General features: G+C 37.6%; 18 protein-coding genes. 13 read left to right on the forward strand and 5 right to left on the reverse strand.

Features of this window, described 5'->3' with window-relative positions; genetic code table 11:
- Positions 1 to 184 precede the first annotated feature (184 nt).
- A complete protein-coding gene (locus G9H65_RS12025) occupies positions 185 to 3,493 on the reverse strand; it encodes a TonB-dependent receptor (protein WP_166375583.1) in 3,309 nt (1,102 codons plus the stop codon).
- A 264-nt stretch (positions 3,494 to 3,757) separates the two neighbouring features.
- On the opposite strand from G9H65_RS12025, the gene selD reads away from it, so the two are divergent.
- The 6 genes from selD to purS are packed head-to-tail and all read left to right on the forward strand — an operon-like array spanning position 3,758 to position 7,913.
- Positions 3,758 to 4,795, forward strand: a complete 1,038-nt coding sequence (selD, locus tag G9H65_RS12030) for a selenide, water dikinase SelD (protein ID WP_205753306.1) — start codon at positions 3,758 to 3,760, stop codon at positions 4,793 to 4,795.
- Complete coding sequence (locus G9H65_RS12035; RefSeq protein WP_166375584.1) at positions 4,796 to 5,557, forward strand: alpha/beta fold hydrolase; 762 nt, start codon at positions 4,796 to 4,798, stop codon at positions 5,555 to 5,557.
- The gene (locus tag G9H65_RS12040) at positions 5,554 to 6,276 is read left to right on the forward strand and encodes an SAM-dependent methyltransferase (protein WP_166375585.1); all 723 of its coding nucleotides are present in this window, start codon (positions 5,554 to 5,556) and stop codon (positions 6,274 to 6,276) included. Before G9H65_RS12035 ends, G9H65_RS12040 begins: the two co-directional genes overlap by 4 nt.
- A gap of 23 nt (positions 6,277 to 6,299) precedes the next feature.
- Complete coding sequence (locus G9H65_RS12045; RefSeq protein ID WP_317164423.1) at positions 6,300 to 6,941, forward strand: MBL fold metallo-hydrolase; 642 nt, start codon at positions 6,300 to 6,302, stop codon at positions 6,939 to 6,941.
- A 1-nt stretch (position 6,942) separates the two neighbouring features.
- The gene (locus G9H65_RS12050) at positions 6,943 to 7,665 is read left to right on the forward strand and encodes a CDP-alcohol phosphatidyltransferase family protein (protein ID WP_166375586.1); all 723 of its coding nucleotides are present in this window, start codon (positions 6,943 to 6,945) and stop codon (positions 7,663 to 7,665) included.
- Entirely contained in the window at positions 7,662 to 7,913 is a 252-nt protein-coding gene (purS, locus tag G9H65_RS12055) for a phosphoribosylformylglycinamidine synthase subunit PurS (protein ID WP_166375587.1), read from the forward strand. The genes G9H65_RS12050 and purS overlap by 4 nt, the downstream gene beginning before the upstream one ends.
- Positions 7,914 to 7,956: 43 nt before the next feature.
- Here purS and G9H65_RS12060 read toward each other — a convergent pair whose 3' ends face one another.
- Positions 7,957 to 8,313, reverse strand: a complete 357-nt coding sequence (locus G9H65_RS12060) for a CoA-binding protein (protein WP_166375588.1) — start codon at positions 8,311 to 8,313, stop codon at positions 7,957 to 7,959.
- Positions 8,314 to 8,871: 558 nt separating this feature from the next.
- On the opposite strand from G9H65_RS12060, the gene G9H65_RS12065 reads away from it, so the two are divergent.
- Positions 8,872 to 9,441 (forward strand): NUMOD4 domain-containing protein, encoded by a 570-nt coding sequence (locus G9H65_RS12065; RefSeq protein WP_166375589.1) that lies wholly within the window; start codon positions 8,872 to 8,874, stop codon positions 9,439 to 9,441.
- Positions 9,442 to 9,475: 34 nt separating this feature from the next.
- Here the strand turns inward: G9H65_RS12065 and metF are convergent, their stop codons facing one another.
- The 3 genes from metF to kdsB all read right to left on the reverse strand — a co-directional run bounded on the left by metF (position 9,476) and on the right by kdsB (position 15,047).
- Positions 9,476 to 10,429, reverse strand: a complete 954-nt coding sequence (gene metF, locus G9H65_RS12070; RefSeq protein ID WP_166375590.1) for a methylenetetrahydrofolate reductase [NAD(P)H] — start codon at positions 10,427 to 10,429, stop codon at positions 9,476 to 9,478.
- A 3-nt stretch (positions 10,430 to 10,432) separates the two neighbouring features.
- Complete coding sequence (gene metH, locus G9H65_RS12075) at positions 10,433 to 14,194, reverse strand: methionine synthase (protein WP_166375591.1); 3,762 nt, start codon at positions 14,192 to 14,194, stop codon at positions 10,433 to 10,435.
- Positions 14,195 to 14,294: 100 nt separating this feature from the next.
- The gene (gene kdsB, locus G9H65_RS12080) at positions 14,295 to 15,047 is read right to left on the reverse strand and encodes a 3-deoxy-manno-octulosonate cytidylyltransferase (RefSeq protein WP_166375592.1); all 753 of its coding nucleotides are present in this window, start codon (positions 15,045 to 15,047) and stop codon (positions 14,295 to 14,297) included.
- A 72-nt stretch (positions 15,048 to 15,119) separates the two neighbouring features.
- Between kdsB and G9H65_RS12085 the strand changes: the two genes are divergently transcribed.
- The 6 genes from G9H65_RS12085 to G9H65_RS12110 are packed head-to-tail and all read left to right on the forward strand — an operon-like array spanning position 15,120 to position 19,620.
- A complete protein-coding gene (locus tag G9H65_RS12085; RefSeq protein ID WP_166375593.1) occupies positions 15,120 to 15,875 on the forward strand; it encodes a hypothetical protein in 756 nt (251 codons plus the stop codon).
- Complete coding sequence (locus G9H65_RS12090) at positions 15,865 to 16,800, forward strand: septal ring lytic transglycosylase RlpA family protein (protein ID WP_166375594.1); 936 nt, start codon at positions 15,865 to 15,867, stop codon at positions 16,798 to 16,800. The genes G9H65_RS12085 and G9H65_RS12090 overlap by 11 nt, the downstream gene beginning before the upstream one ends.
- Before the next feature lies 1 nt (position 16,801).
- A complete protein-coding gene (locus G9H65_RS12095; RefSeq protein ID WP_166375595.1) occupies positions 16,802 to 16,966 on the forward strand; it encodes a hypothetical protein in 165 nt (54 codons plus the stop codon).
- A 4-nt stretch (positions 16,967 to 16,970) separates the two neighbouring features.
- A complete protein-coding gene (locus G9H65_RS12100) occupies positions 16,971 to 17,753 on the forward strand; it encodes a TIGR02757 family protein (protein ID WP_166375596.1) in 783 nt (260 codons plus the stop codon).
- Positions 17,744 to 18,703: an aldose 1-epimerase gene (locus G9H65_RS12105; RefSeq protein WP_166375597.1), complete on the forward strand. Its 960-nt coding sequence runs from the start codon at positions 17,744 to 17,746 to the stop codon at positions 18,701 to 18,703. Before G9H65_RS12100 ends, G9H65_RS12105 begins: the two co-directional genes overlap by 10 nt.
- 26 nt (positions 18,704 to 18,729) lie before the next feature.
- Positions 18,730 to 19,620 (forward strand): DUF3078 domain-containing protein, encoded by an 891-nt coding sequence (locus G9H65_RS12110; protein ID WP_166375598.1) that lies wholly within the window; start codon positions 18,730 to 18,732, stop codon positions 19,618 to 19,620.
- The last annotated feature ends 203 nt before the right edge of the window (positions 19,621 to 19,823 follow it).

A 19,823-nucleotide genomic window follows, 5' to 3' on the forward strand; every position in this document is an offset into this window, starting at 1 on the left:
TCCCAACTTTATCAAAGACTTGATAAAGAAATATGATTTAAAATAAAATTATTTTCAAAATCGTTATCAACGCACAACGCTGTCAAGGTTTGGAACCTTGCCAGCGTGAAAAATATGCGTTGAAAACAAAACAGGCGGCCCGAATGGGCCGCCTGTTTTAACATATTGGAATCGTGATTTTCGATTATTCGAAAATATAACGAATTCCTAATTGAGCTTGCCAAACGTTATTTACGTTGATTGATTTGACAAATGAATCACGTAATAAGATGGTTTCATTAGCTCCTGAAGCATTTTGAATCACTTGAGTACCCATTTGATAAGTAACTGTTCCGTTAGACGCTGCAGTGAAGCGCAATGGATTAGCATTTGTTGGAACCCAACCTACACCCCAAGTATTATCAATTAAGTTACCTACGTTCAAAATATCAGCACGTAAACGGATGATATTTCTCTTGTTCTTACCTGTCTTGATGTGGAAATCCTGCTCCACGGTAAAGTCAAAACGAGTTAACCAAGGTGAATAAGCACCATTACGCTCAGCATACATACCACGACGGTTTTTCAAGTATTCATTTCCATCGATGAAAGAATCAAATGCAGCAGCTTGTTCAGCTGGAGTATACGTACGTCCACTGATAGTCAACGGTGTGAAAGTTAAATCAGACGCTTTGTAAGGTACAAAGATCAAGTCGTTGGTTTGACCATCTCCATTGAAATCTGTTCCAAAAGTGTAAGACTGACGGTAACCACTAGAAGATACCGCACCTAAAGTAAACATGGTAGATCCACCTAATTTACCGCCATAATTTAAACGATAATTAACAAATCCTACGAAACGGTGACGCAAGTCGTTATCTGAGAACGAGGTACCCAAATAGTTTTGACCATATTCAGTTGCAATGTTGGCCTGTACTGTAGAACCAACCGATTGAATATCCTTAGCTACTGCATAGGTATAACCTAACATACCACCAAATCCATCAACCGTTGGTTTCTCTAATTTGGCTGTAAATGAATAAGACTCACCTTTATCTGTATTAGTTAACACGAATACGTTGGTAGTTGCCGAGTTTATAAAACGACCAGCCGTGTTGAAACGATTACGATTATCTGGACCAACAAAATTAGCCGCTGGTGCTTTTAAGTTAGCATCAATGTAACGTAGAGAATTAATGTTCTTATTGTAGATAGCCTCCAATGTTCCTACTAAACCCCATGGCAATTTCTTGTCGATGGCAAAGTTAGTTTTCCAAATCATTGGATTTTTCAAATCCTCCGTAGAAGCATTCACGACATAAGCTGGCAATTTATTGATGTCAGTAGTAGCTGGCTTATAAACAGTAGGATTCAATGTAAATGGATATGCTGTTGTGTTAGTAGCTGAAATAACCGCTGTATTCACACCATTATTACCCAATTGGTTTGAAACTAAAACTTGAGGAATTCTAGACACGAAGAAACCCGTACCACCACGAATTTGTAGCGATTTATCACCATTCACATCATAGTTAAATCCAATACGTGGAGAAACCAATAATTTAGCTGGAGGGAAAGCTCCTGTATTTACTTTCAAATCTTTACCATTCTCATCTTTGTAAGTCAAACCTGCTACGATTGGATTGTAAAAATCAGCAGAAGTTGAGTTATCATAAGAGAACAAGTCAAAACGCACACCTCCTGTTACTTTGAATTTCTCTGAAACTTGGAATTCATCCTGGAAATAAGCTGAATAAGTCGAAATCTTCAATTGTTGCAAAGGCTCCGCACCATCTGGTAACAACGAATAACGGTAGTTAAAACGAGGCATCACTACTGGAGAAATTGCCAAATTTGGATTGGCTTTGTAAGCTAAAGCTGCCGTTTTGAAATCGTTGATGGAGTTAAATACATAAACACCATTCGAAGATGGGAAGAATACGTTATTTGACACGAAATACTCATAACTTAATCCGAATGTTAATGTGTGCTTATCATTGAAATAAGTCAAGTTGTTGGTAAAATTCAATGTAGAATAATTCAACTTGTTATTCGGAGTAAATGGATCCATACCTAAAGCGGTATAAGTAGAGCCATCTTTTAAGATATCAATGGTTGGAAACAAAGATGTTTGAGCTCTATCTTCAATCTGCTTGTTATATGTCGCAATAAAGTTGTTCGCAAACTTCGAATTAATCGTGGAGTTTAATTCTGCTACAATGGAACGCGTGTTATCCTGAATAATATAACCTGTATTTTGTGGCGACAAGGCTAAAGCTGAGTTCGTACGGTTACCATTTCCAGCCGTATTACTACTATTGGAGTTAGAAATGATGGATCCTGATTGAGAGTCGTGTTGAGAGTAACGAATCGTCAATTTATTGTTGTTATTGATGTTATAATCCAAACGCAACAAACCCTTCTTAGAAGTAACTTCATTGTTGAAGTTATCTACAGCACCAATTTCATAGTTGAAATTAGTCTTCATGAAATTTCCTAAATCTTCGATATCAGAAGCTAACACGCGTGAAACGTTACCTGTAGCGCCAGAACGGTTAGCTGACCAGTTTAAAGCCGGTGTAGAACTCTTAAATTCTTCGTAGTTAGCAAAGAAGAATAATTTATCCTTGATTAAAGGTCCACCTACACGAAAACCAGTTGTTTTTTCAGAAATATTGATGGAAGGTAAGCTTCTACCATCTGCTTTCTTTCCTACTAAATCACTATTTCTAAATATATGATATGCAGAACCTGTGAAATCGTTTGTTCCAGAGCGAGTAACGGCATTGATACCAGCACCTGCAAAACCCGACTGACGAACGTCAAAAGGAGCAATGTTAATTTGAATTTGCTCAATGGCATCTAAAGATACCGCGGTGGTACCCGTACGACCACCTGCTTGAGAAGAACTACCTAATCCAAAACCATTATTAAATACAGATCCGTCAATCGTGAAGTTATTGAAACGTGAATCTTGTCCAGCAAATGAACGTCCATTACTATACGCATTATACTTAGTAATATCGTCAATAGTACGCCCAATTGTTGGTAAACCATTGATAGTTTCTGTAGCAAATGAAGTAGCCGCTCCAGTTCTGTTTGAACTAAACAAATCTGAACGAGATGACTTTACCACTACTTCTTGCAATTGCTGACCTTCTTCTTCTAGTTTGAAACTTACGTTAGTAGAAGTTCCTAAACTAGTGAATAAGTTATCTTTTACTTGATCTTTGTAACCAACAAAAGTTACTTTTAACACAAATGGTCCACCTACACGAACACCAATGAGCGTATAGCGACCAGCGGCATTGGTAGCTACTCCATACTTGGTTCCTGAGGGAGTGTGTACAGCTAAAACGCTAGCACCTGGCAAAACTTCTCCTTTAGCATCGGTAACAGTACCACTAAAAGAGGAGCTTGTAACTTGAGCAAATAGCTGCCCAATCGGCAATGCCATCAAAAGCGCAAAAAACGCCCCCAATAACACAGAATGAGTAATAAATCTTTTCTGCATAAATTTGGAATTTAGTTATAATTGAGTTGAAAGATATTTCCACAAAATAAATGTAAAAAATCAAATACTACAACTGTTTGATAAAAGTCATATAAAGTAAAATTGCACTAATCAACTGATAATTAGAACTTATAAAGCATTTTCTGTAAATATTTACATGTCTAGGCTCATCTAATTGTACTATTTTACCTTAAATCTTAACACAAACTTAATTTTTAATTATTTAAAGAATATTTTTGCACTACTTAATTAAATTATTCAATCTTGGACACTAACATAAAACTGACCTCATTTTCCCATGGAGCAGGTTGTGGATGTAAAATTTCACCTCAAATTTTAGATCAAATTTTACATACAGATACCCCCAAAAAAAATCATCCTTTACTTTTAGTCGGTAATGAAAGCAGAGATGACGCGGCCGTATTTGATTGGCAAAATGGAGAAGCGGTTATTTCTACTACCGACTTTTTCATGCCCATTGTAGATGATCCTTTTGATTTTGGAAAAATTGCTGCTACCAATGCCATTTCAGATATTTATGCGATGGGAGGTTCGCCTCTCATGGCCATCGCCATTTTAGGATGGCCCATTGATAAATTAGCTCCAGAAATTGCCAAAAAAGTATTGGAGGGAGGGCGCGCTGCTTGTGCCGATGCTGGAATTCCTTTGGCTGGAGGACATTCCATTGACTCCCCTGAACCTATTTTTGGTTTAGCCGTAACGGGTAAAGTCAAAAAGGAGCATCTAAAACAAAATGATCAGGCTACCGAATCTTGCTTATTGTATTTAACCAAGCCATTGGGGGTAGGTATTTTATCTACCGCTCAGAAAAGAGGTATTGTTAGTCCAGAGGACCTAGCCATCGCAGTCAAGCAAATGAGTACCCTCAATCAATTTGGGGAGCAATTAGGGCACTTATACTATGTTAAATCTTTAACTGATGTAACAGGTTTCGGTTTATTAGGACATTTAGTCGAGATGTGTGATGGATCTGGAGTTAGTGCACAATTGTATTTTGATAAAATTCCGACACTTCCACAGATTAATTTTTATTTGGAACAAAAATGTTTCCCAGGTGGTACTTCTCGAAATTGGGCCAGTTATGGACACCGTATAGAAGATGGCATTTCGGAATTCCAACAACTAATAGGTGCTGATCCACAAACTTCAGGTGGCTTATTGATAGCCATAGAAGCCACATCTCAATCCGAATTTGAATCTTTCGCACAAAGCCAAGGATTTAATCTACAAGTAATTGGAAAAACTCTTCCTAAGAAAGAAAAAGCAATTTATATTCAATAAATGAAACTATACTTCAGAAAAGTAGGAGATCAAGGACCTGCCATCATCATTCTACACGGTATATTTGGTTCGTCGGACAATTGGTTGGGCATAGCCAAAGTCCTTTCAGATAAATTCCAAGTGTATTTAGTAGATCAAAGAAATCATGGGCAATCCCCTTGGTCAGATGAGTTTGACTACCAAGTCATGTCGGAAGATTTATTGGAATTCATACATGAACATACCTTGAGCAAACCCATCATCATGGGCCATTCCATGGGCGGAAAAGTGGTCATGCAATTTGCCTTAAACCATCCTGATATAGCTCAGAAGATGGTTGTGGTAGACATTGCCCCTAAATTCTACCCAGTACATCATACGGCTATTTTGGAAGGCTTAAATAGCCTAGATTTAAAAAATTTGGCAAGTAGAACTGAAGCCAATGAACATTTAAAACGATTTGAGGAAAAAGAAGGGGTTCGTCAATTTTTATTGAAAAATCTTTACCGAAATGATCAGCAAGAATTTGCTTGGCGAATTAATGTACGTGTAATCACCAAGAACATTGATGTGGTGGGTCATGAACTATGGGTTAAAAATTCCGTGGAAATTCCTGCCTATTTCATCAAAGGTGTTGAATCTCATTATATCCAACCGGAAGATGAGCGTTATATTGCTGAAATTTTTCCCAATTTTGAGCTGATAGAAATCCCGAATGCAGGTCACTGGGTACAGGCAGATCAACCTGAAGCATTTGTTGAGGTTTTACGAAGTATTTTATGAAAATCTATTTGATTCCTTGTCCTATCGCTGAAAATACTGCAACTCAAGTATTGGCGCCTGAAGTCAGTCAAGCCATTTTAGCTTGCCAGCATTTTTTGGTTGAAAATGTACGTACAGCACGCAGATTCATCAGTGAATTAAAATTAGGCATTAAGATCGAAGACTTAGTTTTTGAAATATTAGATAAGGACAGTAGCGAATCGCTTGTAGAAAAGTTCATTCAAACGCAAGCCCAAGCGAATCATTCGATTGGTATCATATCCGAGGCAGGTTGTCCTGGAATTGCCGATCCTGGTGCTTTAGCCGTATCTATTGCGCATAAATTACAAATAGAAGTTGTCTCCTTGGTTGGCCCGTCTTCTATCCTATTGGCTTTAATGGGTTCTGGATTTTCGGGTCAAAGTTTTTGTTTTCATGGATATTTACCCATTGACAAAAATGCCCGCATCAAAAAGATAGAACAATTACAAAAAGAAGTAGAGAAATCAGGGCAAACTCAATTATTCATTGAAACACCCTACCGTAATAATGCCCTATTGGCCGATTTATTACTAAGTTGCCCTAAGCATCAATTAATTTGTATTGGCTGTGATATTCAATCGCCAACAGGTTTTATACAAACCAAATCGGCAGAAGCTTGGGAAAAATCACTTCCTGATTTGCATAAAAAACCTTGCTTATTCTTATTAGGCCAACATCAATTTACAGGAATTAAGTAATTTGCATCCAAAACAAATCATTCGTGGTATATAAAGAAGTTTTTACCTGTAATCCATTTCAAGAAAACACCTATTTACTTTGGGATGATGCTGGAAATGGAATCATTTTTGATCCGGGCTGCCACAATTACGAAGAAAGAAAAATTATCACCGACTTCATTGAATCCAACAACATTCAATTGAAGTATTGTCTCAACACCCATGCCCACATTGACCATGTCTTGGGGGTACATTACTTTAAAGAGCATTTCAAGATTCCTTTTGCTTTACATCCTAAAGATTTACCTTTATTGAAAGATGCGGCAAATCGGGCGGCGGTTTATGGCTTTCCTGCTTTCCAAGCTGTGGAAGTAGACCGTTTTTTGGAAGACGATGAAGTCATTGAAATTGGAGAAATGAAGTTAAAGGTATTGTTTGTTCCTGGACATGCACCAGGACATGTAGCCTTTTATCTAGAAGAGCAAGGCTGGCTATTGGATGGAGATGTACTTTTTAGGCGAAGTATTGGCCGAACTGATTTTCCACTTTGCAATCACGCAGACTTGGTCAATAGTATACAGAATCAATTGTATGTATTACCTGAAGAGACGGAAGTTTTCCCAGGTCATGGAGGAAGTACAACCATTGGTGCAGAAATGATTCAAAATCCATTTGTAAGAGCATAATATGTCCATAAAAAAAGAAATACCCAATACCTTAACCTTAGGCAATTTATTGGCTGGCTGTTTTGGCATCTATTTTGTCATGAAAGGACATATTTTATGGGCCTCTTATTGCATCATCATTGCATTGATATGTGATTTCTTGGATGGTTTTCTAGCCAGGTTATTGCATGCCTACTCAGATTTAGGCAAAGAGTTAGATTCCTTGGCCGACATGGTATCCTTTGGCGTATTACCTACATTCATGCTTTTTCATTTGGTAGAAGCCAGCTGTGGAACACAATGTTCTGTGGGCCTATTCGGTTTCTATAAACCATTTATCGTTTTTTCTTTGGCCATTTTTTCTGCTTATCGATTGGCAAAATTCAATGTAGATACCCGACAAAGTGATCAGTTTATTGGCGTACCAACTCCTGCAAATGGTATCGTGATTGCAGCTTTGCCACTCATTTTAGAGTTTCAACCAGAGTACAGTGGCTATGTACTTCATTTTAAAGGTTTATTGATCTACTCTGTGATCATGAGTTATTTACTCGTGTGTGAGTTGCCCTTAATGGCCTTTAAGTTTAAAACTTGGGATTGGAAAAGCAATCAAATTAAATTCATTTTCCTAGTTTTTTGTGTTGCTGGACTGATTTTCCTTAAATTTGTGGCATTGCCACTGTTAGTTGCATCCTATATTCTCCTTTCAGGAGTTCTTTACATACTAAATACCCAAAAAAAATGAAATTTTTAGCTGAAATTAATGTAATGCCTCAAAAAGAAATCCTTGATCCACAAGGTAAAGCTGTGCGTATCGGTTTACAAAACTTAGATATTCATCAGGTAGCAGATGTGCGTATCGGCAAACATATTCAGCTGCAAATAGAAGCTAGTTCAGAGGCAGAAGCCAACGAAATTGTTACCAATGCATGCAAGAAATTATTGGCTAACTTGATTATGGAGGAATTTGACTTCGTATTGAAAGCGATCTAAATCGATTAGGAATCTGTTGGAAATCCCTTTCGACAGATTCCTATTAAAATTGACCTGTTTGTAATAAGACCAAGGTACAGGCTTCATCGGTCAATATTCCCTCCTTCTCTAGGCTATACTTCAGCTTTTCATTTTCGGTACCTGGATTAAATATCACCCTTCTCGGTTTTAGTTTTCGTAGGTAGTCCAATAGGCCATCTTGATTTTGTGGACCTACATACAAAGTGACCGTATCTACGTCATCCTCAATCCAATCATTGGGATGGATTATTGACCCCAACAATTCTCCTTTTTTGATCCCTACCAAAATAATTTCATACCCCTTTTTGTGCAACATTTGTGCCGCTAAATAAGAATAACGTTGGGGATTTAATGAGGCTCCGTAGATTAAAACTTTCATGAAATTTAGGATCAAATTGACAAGCAAAAATACTTATTCTTTTTCGAAACAAGTGACCGTGTTACAATAAATGAATACTTAGCCTAATCATTTTAACGGGAATATTCCCTTTAAAAAATTATCAAATAGCTTATTTGAAACGAATGAAAACAACTAACCTACGTACATTGAAACAAAAGAAAACATAATGATATATGTAGTAAATAAATACAAGAATTAAATGAACATGTATTTAACAATATGGACATGGACGTAATGAAAAGTATTTGACGTCCAAACTTACTAGAAATATCAAAGGTGATAAAAGGTCAATTGTGAGATTATTTCACTAGACATTTTCACCACTCAGCAGGAATAATATCCATTTTTTAAATGATGTCTACGAAAGAAGTAAATCACCTCGAATCGAATAAAAACCACTCATCCTAAATTTCATGTAAAGAATCAAAATGTTTAACAATTTTAGCCATTGTTATTCGTTTTGACCTAAACTGTTGCAATTCGATACAACCATTAAATTGCGATTACTACCGTTCTATAATACGTACAATTTATACTATGACCGCCTTAAAAAACTATTGGAATGAGCAATGGAAGCGCATTCCGTTCCCAGAATTTGATAATCAAATTCACTATGAAATCTCTAATTATGGCCGAGTAAAAAGCTTTCAGAATAATCCAGAGGGTGATCTGATTCAAGGTTCAATGATTCAAGGGTATCGTTCACTTAACATTCGATTCCAACAAAAATCGGCTAATCGCTACATTCACAAATTGGTGGCTCAGTGTTTTGTTGATAAAAAAGAGGAATCCGACAATTTTGTGTTGCATTTAGATCATGACAAAATGAATAACCGAGCGGAAAATTTAGCTTGGGGAAATCGTAGCTTGGTCACCTCACACAACAAAAATAACCCCAGTGTTATTAATCGTCAAATTCCGAAAAGAACCAAAAATTACAAGCTGACGGAAAGCAAAGTGTTGATGATTAAAAAGATGCTGAAATCAGAAAAAAGCCGTTTTAAAATGATTGCCAAGCAATTTGGCATTACCCATACACAGCTTAACCGCATTCGTTCAGGAGAAAACTGGAAACATGTTAAACTTGAAGAAACCGGAGCCCTATAAATAAAAAGGAGCGAAATTATTCGCTCCTTTTTTATTAAAACAATGCCGAGGCAATTGATCGGACACTATCTGATTTACTCATGGTATAAAAATGCAAAGCAGGGACACCCGCTTGAATCAATTCTTTACCTTGTTGGATCGCCCATTCAATTCCTGCTTGTTTAATCCCTGCAGGATTAGAAGCAGATAGTACGGATTTAGCTAGTTCTTGTGGAATTTCTAAATGAAAAATAGCTGGTAGTACTTCCAATTGTTTGGCAGTAGCCAAAGGTTTAATTCCTGGAATAATAGGAACTTGTATGCCGATTGCCCTACAAGCTTTTACAAAATCAAAGTATTTTTGATTATCAAAAAACATTTGGGTAACTACATAATCAGCCCCTGCATCCACTTTTTGCTTTAAATAGTGTAGGTCGGTATCTAAAGAAACTGCTTCGAAATGCTTCTCAGGATAAGCAGCTACTCCCACACAAAAATTCGTAGGGAATGATTCGGTTTCTTCATACAACAAATGTCCCTTATTCATTCGACTAATTTGTTCCACCAATTCATTGGCATAGGCATGTCCACCCGATTTAGGAATAAATCGATCCTCCCCTTTTTCTTGATCACCGCGAAGGGCAAGCACATTTTCTATGCCTAAATAATGCAAATCAATCAAAAAATCTTCAGTTTCTTCCTGTGTAAATCCTCCACAAATAACATGAGGAACGGCTTCTACCTTGAATTTTTGCATCAAAGCCGCACAGATACCTAAGGTACCTGGACGTTTTCTAATAGGAATTCGCTTTAACTCCCCATTAACCAACTTCTCTATAAATTCTTCACGATGGTAAGTCACTTCAATAAAGGGTGGCTTAAACTCCATCAATGGCTCTATATGCCCCATTAATTCCCCTAAATGCTGCCCTTTGACAGGTGGAATGATTTCAATGGAAAATAAGGTTTTGCCTCCTGAATTCTTAAAATACTCGGTTATTTTAGTCATATGTTATGCATCGTAATTTAATACAGGACTCAACCAGCGTTCAATCTCCTCTACTGGCATCTGCTTACGCTGAGCATAATCCTCTATTTGATCTTTGGTAATTTTACCTAAACCATAATAAGTAGATTTAGGATGCGAAAAGTAAAATCCTGAAACAGAAGATGCAGGATACATGGCATAACTTTCTGTTAATTTTATACCAATTTTATCTTCGGCATCTAACAATTCAAACAGTCGCTTCTTTTCGGTATGGTCTGGACAAGCTGGATAGCCAGGTGCGGGTCTAATACCCGTGTATTTCTCAGCAATAAGATCTTCATTGGATAAATCTTCATCACGTTCATATCCCCAAAATTCCTTACGCACACGTTCATGCAATAATTCCGCCAATGCTTCTGCCAAACGGTCAGCCAAAGCTTTGACCATGATGGAATTATAATCATCATGTGCTTTGTCGTACTTTTCAAGTAGGGCTTCAATGCCAATTCCAGCAGTTACCGCAAATGCTCCTACATAATCAGTCACCCCTGTTTCTAAAGGAGCCACAAAATCACTTAGACAATGATTCGCTAAATTGGCAGCTTTTACATTTTGTTGACGTAAATGATGCAACCATTGGCTCGAATCTGAGGTAGAATCCTTCTTTTGAATCTCATATTGAACATGGATATGCTCTCCATGCTTTTCACAGGCGACTTTATTTTCATTGACTGTAAAGTCATGTAAAATAATGTCATCACCAAATGCATTAGCAGGGAAAAAGCCTAATGCTGCTTTTGCTTGCAAGGATTTATCTCGAATAATTTCTGCTAACAAATCCTGTGCGTCTTGGAAGAGTTTCTTGGCTTCATGACCAACTACTGCATCATCAAATATGCGAGGGTATTTACCACTCAATTGCCAAGTTGCAAAGAATGGAGTCCAGTCGATGTACTTAGCAATTTCTGCCAATGAGTAATCTTGAAAATACTTAACTCCTAAGAAACTCGGTTTATGGGCTTGAAAATCTGCCCAATCTATTCCTCGTGATTTTTGTCTGGCTTGATCAATTGTCAAATAGTTTTTCTCTTGTTGACGAGCGGCATGTTGCACTCGAATTTGTGCGTACTCCTCCTTGATTTCGTTGAATATTTCCTTTTGAGATAATTCACTTTGCAATAATCTACCTGCTACAGGTACAGAACGAGATGCATCCAACACGTGAATAACTGGTCCATCGTAATGTGGATCTATTTTTACTGCAGTATGTAAGCGTGAGGTGGTAGCTCCTCCAATCAACAAAGGAATGGTAAAGCCCATGCGCTTCATTTCTTTGGCTACGTATACCATCTCATCTAAACTTGGGGTGATTAACCCTGATAAACCTAAAATATCTACTTGGTGCTCTTTGGCAGCTGCTAAAATCTTTTCGCAAGATACCATAACACCAAGGTCAATAACTTCATAGTTATTACATGCTAACACGACACCCACAATATTTTTACCGATATCATGCACATCACCCTTAACCGTGGCTAATAAGATTTTTCCAGCGGAAGAGCTCTCTCCTACTTGTTTTTCTGCTTCAATGTAGGGCAACAAATAGGCTACCGCTTTTTTCATGACACGAGCAGATTTAACTACTTGAGGCAAGAACATTTTTCCCGCACCAAACAAATCACCCACCACATTCATTCCATCCATCAATGGCCCTTCAATCACTTGTATTGGGCGTTCCACTAGCTTTCTAGCTTCTTCGGTATCTTCATCAATAAACTCCGTCAAACCCTTGATTAACGCATGTTCAAGGCGCTTATTGACAGGCATTTTTCTCCATGCATCATCAAATACTTGTTCTTTTCCGGATGACTTAACCGTATCGGCAAAAGCCACTAATTTCTCCGTTGCATCTGGGTTTCTATTGAGAAGTACGTCTTCACATAAATCCCGCAATGGTTGAGAAATTTCATCGTAAACACCTAACTGACTGGCATTCACGATACCCATGTCCATACCCGCTTGGATGGCGTAGTATAAAAATACCGTGTGCATGGCTTCACGAACTACTTCGTTTCCTCGGAAAGAAAACGAAATATTAGAGACTCCGCCCGATACTTTGGCATGGGGAAGATTTTTCTTGATCCAGGCTGTGGCTTGAATGAAATCATTGGCATAATTATTATGCTCTTCCATTCCTGTAGCTACAGTCAAAATATTCGGGTCAAAGATGATATCCTGAGGTGGGAAGGCCACTTCATTGACTAAAATATCATAGGCTCTTTGACAAATTTCGATACGGCGTTGGTAAGAGTCCGCTTGACCTTGTTCATCAAAAGCCATAACCACCACAGAAGCCCCGTATCTTTTTACTTTTTTAGCTAATTCGATGAACCGATCTTCGCCCTCTTTCAAAGAGATCGAATTCACGACTGATTTACCTTGAACGCACTTCAAACCTGCTTCAATGACCTCCCATTTGGAAGAGTCAATCATGATCGGCAAACGAGAAATGTCAGGTTCAGACATCAATAAATTCAAGAATTGAGGCATCATTTTGACACCGTCAATCATCCCTTCATCGAGGTTGACATCCAATATTTGAGCCCCACCATCTGCTTGTTCTCTGGCTATGGCAATCGCTTCTTCAAAATTCTCCTCACGTATTAAACGGGCAAATTTCTTAGAACCTGTCACATTACAACGCTCCCCGATGTTGACAAAATTGGTTAATTCAGTAATCTCCAGCGGCTCTAAACCAGAAAGCTTTTGGTTTGAATTATCGCTTGGTAATTGATGAGGAGGATACTTGGCAGCCGTTTCAGCAATTAAGCGAATGTGATCTGGAGTGGTTCCACAACATCCACCAATGATATTGATAAAACCATTTTGTAAATAATCCTCAATCACCAAAGCCATTTCTTCTGGACTTTGATCATATTCACCCATTTCGTTCGGTAGACCTGCATTGGGGTGAGCTGAAACTAAAAAGGGTGATTTATCGGAAAGTGTCTTAATGTACGGGCGCATTAAATCTGCACCCAAAGCACAATTTAAACCTACTGACAACAGAGGCATGTGCGCAATGGATGTCAAAAATGCCTCCGTAGTTTGCCCAGAAAGCGTTCTTCCAGAAGCATCTGTAATAGTCCCAGATACCATTACTGGCAAATAAGGTTTATCTGGGTTTTGATTGAAATACTGATCAATAGCAAAAAGTGCTGCTTTGGCATTTAAGGTATCAAATACCGTTTCCACCAAAAGCAAATCAACTCCACCATCCACCAATCCCTTTACTTGCTCTTGATAGGCCTCTACTAGTTCATCGAATGAAACAGCTCTATAACCTGGATCGTTGACATCAGGAGATAAAGACAAAGTACGGTTAGTAGGCCCAATGGAACCCGCCACATAGCGAGGTTGATCTGGATTTTTTAGACTATATTCATCAGCCACTTCCTTGGCAATCCTGGCTGATTCAAAATTCAATTCGTAAACCAAATCTTCCATATGGTAATCTGCCATGGCAATGGAAGTACCTGAAAAGGTATTGGTTTCAGCGATATCGGCTCCAGCTTCAAAATATTTAGCATGAATTTCCTTGATCACATCGGGCCGTGTAATGGACAGCAAATCATTATTTCCTTTTACTTCATGAGGAAAGTCTTTAAATCTTTCTCCACGGTAATCGGCATCTGTTAATTGATATTGTTGAATTAAGGAACCCATGGCACCATCTAGCACCAAGATTCGATCTTTCAAACGATCCAAAATATTTTGTTTCTGCATATAGATATAAACCTTCTCCGAATCGTACAAAAATTCGAATAATCACATAAAAATCTGATAAAGATACACCTTTTGCAGGTTTAGATAAAGGGATTTTAATTTAAAGGAAGCCTAATTTCTTAATTTTTTCTAAATCAGAGGGGCTATCAATTCCAACCGTTTCATGTTGGGTTTCGATGAGTTTAATTTGAAATCCATGCTGCAACCAACGAAGTTGTTCCAACATTTCAGCCTTTTCTAAACTAGAAACAGGTAATTGACTCAAGATGGGTAAAACATCTGCACGATAGGCATACAAGCCTATATGCTTAAAAAAGTGGTGCTGATCAAACCAATCTTCGGTAGCAACACCGCGCAAATAAGGAATGGTTTGACGAGAAAAATACAAAGCATTATGTTGATCATCCATGACCACCTTCGGTACATTGGTATTGAACAAGGTTAGTTCGTCGTGAATTTCTTTTACCAAAGTCAGAATTGGTGCATTACTTGCAAATCCAGAACTAAGCTCTAGCAATTGATCAGGGTTAATGAATGGTTCATCTCCTTGTATATTCACTAAATAATCCACTGGACTATCTAAATAACTTAATATTTCGGCACATCGGTCGGTGCCAGATTGATGTGACTCAGCTGTCATCATGACTTCCGCACCAAATTTCTTGGCTACTGAAAAAATTCGTTCATCATCCGTGGCAATGATAATTCGTTCCCATCCTTGAACGGATGCCACTTGATCATAGGTTCGTTGTATCATGGGTTTACCTCCCAAATCAACCAATGGTTTTCCTGGAAAGCGAGTAGAAGCATACCTAGCAGGGATTACGGCTACGACTTTTTTGCCTTGCATCATATTCAGATGTACGTTAATTGATAGAATATTGCCAAATTTGCACATTATTTGCCTAGAAACCTTTTGTCTGTCTTGAAAAAAAAATTCCATTACCGTTTTCCACAACATATCTGGAGCCTAGGCTATTGGGGATCGAAAGATGCTCCCAAGCTTTGGATTGAGGCGAAAGATGCTCAGCAAGGAAATTGGTATTCCTATGATTTCGAAAACAATGAAATCAGCGTTATTTCATCGATTCCATCGCATAGTAGTCATTTGCAATGGTTAAAAGGCAGAGAAAAACTAGGAATTTTTGTTCGTTTACAATCAGGAAAGAATCCAGGAATTGAAGCCATAGAAGCCTATGATTTACAACAGGGGAAATGCCAATATGTGATTGAAAGCCAACAAGCCAAAGAAGTAAGTGAAGATCAACTCATGATCCAACAGGGGAAATCTGTTTTACTATTGGATGTGGATACTGGAATGATATTGAGAGAACAAAAAAACTCACCTGATTTGGTAAGTTTTGCTTTTGAGAGTCCGCACCATATTGAAGAAAGTCAGGAACAATTTAGTGCCTTTAAACAATTTTTTAGTTTAAAATTCAGTTTACAGATTGCAAAGGGTTTGGATTATTGGGAAGGCGAGGATAAGCTAATTTTTTCTTATTATCTTTACGATGGTGCTTGGAAAAATTACCTGCTGGTCTGTGACCTTAACTTCCAAATTTTACTGCATGAATTACTGGAGGAGGGTGAATTAATGGGATATCATACCTTTCAAATTTTCCAAAATCACCTTTTATTTATTCAACAAAAGCTACAACTAGAAATCTATGAATTTTAAATCAATTATACTCTTCCTATTTATTTGTGTGGGTATCTCCTTGCAAATAAACGCCAATACGGTAGATTCACTTGGCTTAAAAAAAGAAAACAATAAAACATATATCGTATTTAAAGTAGGTGCTAAACAATCCTTGTTTTCTATACTTCGTCGATATAATTTATCCTTAACGGAATTCAAACAGGTTAATCCAGAAATTGCTATTCCCGTAAAAACAGGAGAATTGGTATTTATTCCACTACATTATTTGGAGGAAAGTCCGAGTATTTTGAAAACCATTGACAAGCCAAATGAAGTGAGTGTGGCACCTGCAGGCAATGAAAAAACGGTGGAAGAGGGAAATAAGTCAGATAAAGGGATACATATAGTAGCTAGAAGACAAGGTTTATTGACTATCGCCAACATGCATCAGGTGACTATGGCTCAAATCAGAAAGTGGAATAACTTAACTTCTGATCGATTACAAGAAGGCCAACGATTGATTATTGCTGAACCTAGTGCTGCTACGAGCATTGACAAGACCGGTCTTTTGCCTAGCAAAACGGAAAAGACTCCTACAAGTACAGAAGCAAAAATTGACATGACTTTACCTGGCGCCAAAGAAACCCCAGCAGCGGCAAGTACTACACCGGAAGGAAGTACTAGTCAGGAAGGAATTCGTAAGACCATTGAGACTGGAATTGCTGAACTAATTGATGTTCCAGATAATTCTGGAAAGTACTTGGCCTTACATAAATCTGCTCCTATTGGTACCTTGGTATTAGTGAAAAATTTGGCCAACAACCAAAGTATATGGGTTAAAGTGATTGGAAGATTACCGAATACCGACAATAAAGTCATTATCAAATTATCACCTAAAGCATTTGATCGATTAAATGCTATTGATAAACGTATTCGAGCTGAAATTAGTTATTTAGTTCAATAAGATGGCGAAACGTAAAAGACCCATTACAGCAGGAAATGTCGTATTTGAGATATTTTTTATCTTATCCTACCCTTTCATTGCTACATTTTCGGTTTTAGTAACCATTTTGGTTTGGATTTTCTCCTTACCTTCCAAAATCATAGCCTTTTTTGGTTCAAAAAAATAGGACGATGCAGCAGGAACTGGCTGAGCTACTGAATAATAAAGTGGCATTTTTCAATCATCCTAGATTTATTGAACATGATCCCATTTCTATCCCGCATTTATTTAGTCGACAGAAGGATATAGAAATTATGGGATTTTGGGTTGCGATGTTAGCTTGGGGGCAGCGAAAAACCATCTTGCAAAAAGGTAAAGATCTGATTGATTTGATGGATGGAGCACCTTATGATTTTGTCATGAACCATCAAGCTAAAGATCTCCAAAGGTTTGAATCCTTCAAACATCGAACTTTTAATAGTACCGATACTTTATATTTTCTTTCGTTTTTCCAAAGACATTATCAGCAGCATTCTAGTTTAGAAATGGCTTTTACTCAAGGCGAATTTAATTCAGAAAATGAAAGTATAGAACAAGCCTTGAATGGGTTCTATAGCTATTTTTTTGATTCGGAATGGGCTCCCCAAAGGACGAAAAAACATGTATCGGCCCCAATAAAAAACTCAGCTTGCAAAAGATTATGTATGTTTTTAAGGTGGATGGTTAGGAAAGATACAGCAGGAGTAGATTTTGGAATTTGGTCAAAAATATCTCCCAAACAATTAATTTGTCCTTTGGATGTGCATTCGCAAAGAACAGCAGAAAAATTAGGATTAGTAAAGGCTGGCCCCACTACTTGGAAAAAGGCCTTAGAGCTAACCCATATATTAAAACAAATTGATGCAACAGATCCTGTGAAATATGATTTTGCTTTATATGGCATGGGAATAGAAGATAAAACACAATGGAAATAAACTTTTTTGATACTGCCGATGGCCGTGTTGTTCAATTAAAAAATCCAAAAACTGGTGAATCCGCAGAGATTTTACAAGATGTAGGTGGGGCATTAAAAAGCCTCCATGTATTGATACAAGGAAAGCTTGAAAATATTATTGCTATTCCACAGGAAGGTCAATATTCCATGGCAGAAAATGATTTGTATCCAAGTGCCTTGCTATGTCCTTGGATTAACCGAGTAAGAAATGGAAATTATTCTTTTTTAGGAAAAAACTACCAATTACCCATCAATGAAAAAGCTTTGGGTAATGCCATTCATGGATTTTTGGCGAGAAGAAACTTCGAATTAGGCCATCAAGCATGTAATCAGGAATATGCCCGAATAGAACTAAAGTATACCTATACTGGTGATTTTGAAGGTTATCCCTTCCCATTTCAATATACCTGGGAATTCACGTTGTTCTCCCATGGGAAATTGGATGTTTCGATGAAATGTCAAAATACGGGAGAAGGCGAAATGCCATTTGCTTGTGGCTGGCATCCCTATTTTCAAATTCCAGGAACAGATTTGGCTGATTACCACATTTTCTTTCAAGGAAAAAGTCGATTTTTATCTGATTCACAAATGATACCAATGAAAGAGGAATTGCTGGAAATGAAAGACGGACTATCCTTTAGAACACAACAAATTGACCATGTTTTCCGATTAAATCCTAGCGAAATCCATGTGACTGAATTAGTGGATACCAAACTAAAAAGGGCGCTTTTTGTGCAGCAATCAAGTCAATTGTTTCCATTTTTAGTGGTTTTTGCTCCAGCCAATGAGCAGTGTGTAGCGATTGAACCCATGACAGCCAATACGGATGCGATGAATACGTTGGACGGGCTAATTCAATTAAAATCGAAAGATTTTTTTCAAGGAAATGTACAAATTTGGGTAGGAAATCCGTTAGAGCACACAAGGTAGAACAATCATTTTTGTACATTTGTCTCATGAAGGTCCATTTTTTCCTAATTTTCGCTGGCATTTTTATTGCATTTCAGTCGATGGGCTCGATGAAACCTGACAGTGTCGTAAGAAAATGGAAGCAGGAATTTACGACGGGAATTAACTTAAATCAATCAAGTTTTAGTGATAATTGGAAAGGTGGAGGAACGAATACCTTCGCTACAGGTTGGTATTTAAACCATTCGGCCAATGTGCAAAATAATTCATGGCGCTTGGCGAGTGATTTACAAATGCAGGTAGGTTTTTTACAAAATAGGACACAAAGTTTACGTAAAAATGTGGACCGTATTTTTTATGAATTTAAAGCGGGTTATCGGATTAGTCCTAAATGGGACTACTATGGTTCTACCAACTTTCAAACCCAGTTTTTTCAAGGTTTTGAATACAACAAAAAGAACAGTTTGGGTATTCCTGTTGATTCGATCACCTCATCCATTTTTGCACCTGCCTATTTAACTACATCGATGGGTTTTGAGTACCATCCTCAAAAGGCTTTTTATACCCGATTTGGTATAGGTAGTTTGCGTCAAACCTTTGTTTTGGATGAACGAATTTCTCGAGCGGGGTTATATGGTTTACAAAAGCCAGGAGATAATATTCGTAATCAGTTTGTATTTCAGTTTTTGGCCAACGTGGATAAAAACATTTTTGAAAATGTGAATTTAAAAGCTCGATATTCAGCTTTGATGGACTATTTCCGATTCGGTGTTTCTAATGGCATTGTGCATCGATTTGATGCTAATTTAACCATGAAGGTGAACAAATACCTGAGCACTAATGTACAAGCCGTCTTATTTCGTGATTATGACCAGGACCCCAATTGGCAGTTTTCCCAGATATTGTCGATGGGCCTGTTGTATAAAATAACGAAGTAGGAAATTTAGGTATTAGTTATCGGAAGAATGTAGAATGAAGAATGTAGAATGAAGAATGTAGATAAAACTAATAACTAGGGAGTGCTCAATGAACTGTGTCATTGTTTAATAATCTATCTGCGAAGTAAATATTTAATTCGTTTCTAACCGTATTCCAACCAAACATTTTTCCTGACCATTTGGTATTAGCATTGATGGTAGCT

It is taken from the genome of Aquirufa ecclesiirivi (genome assembly GCF_011250515.1).
Lineage (GTDB): Bacteria > Bacteroidota > Bacteroidia > Cytophagales > Spirosomataceae > Aquirufa > Aquirufa ecclesiirivi.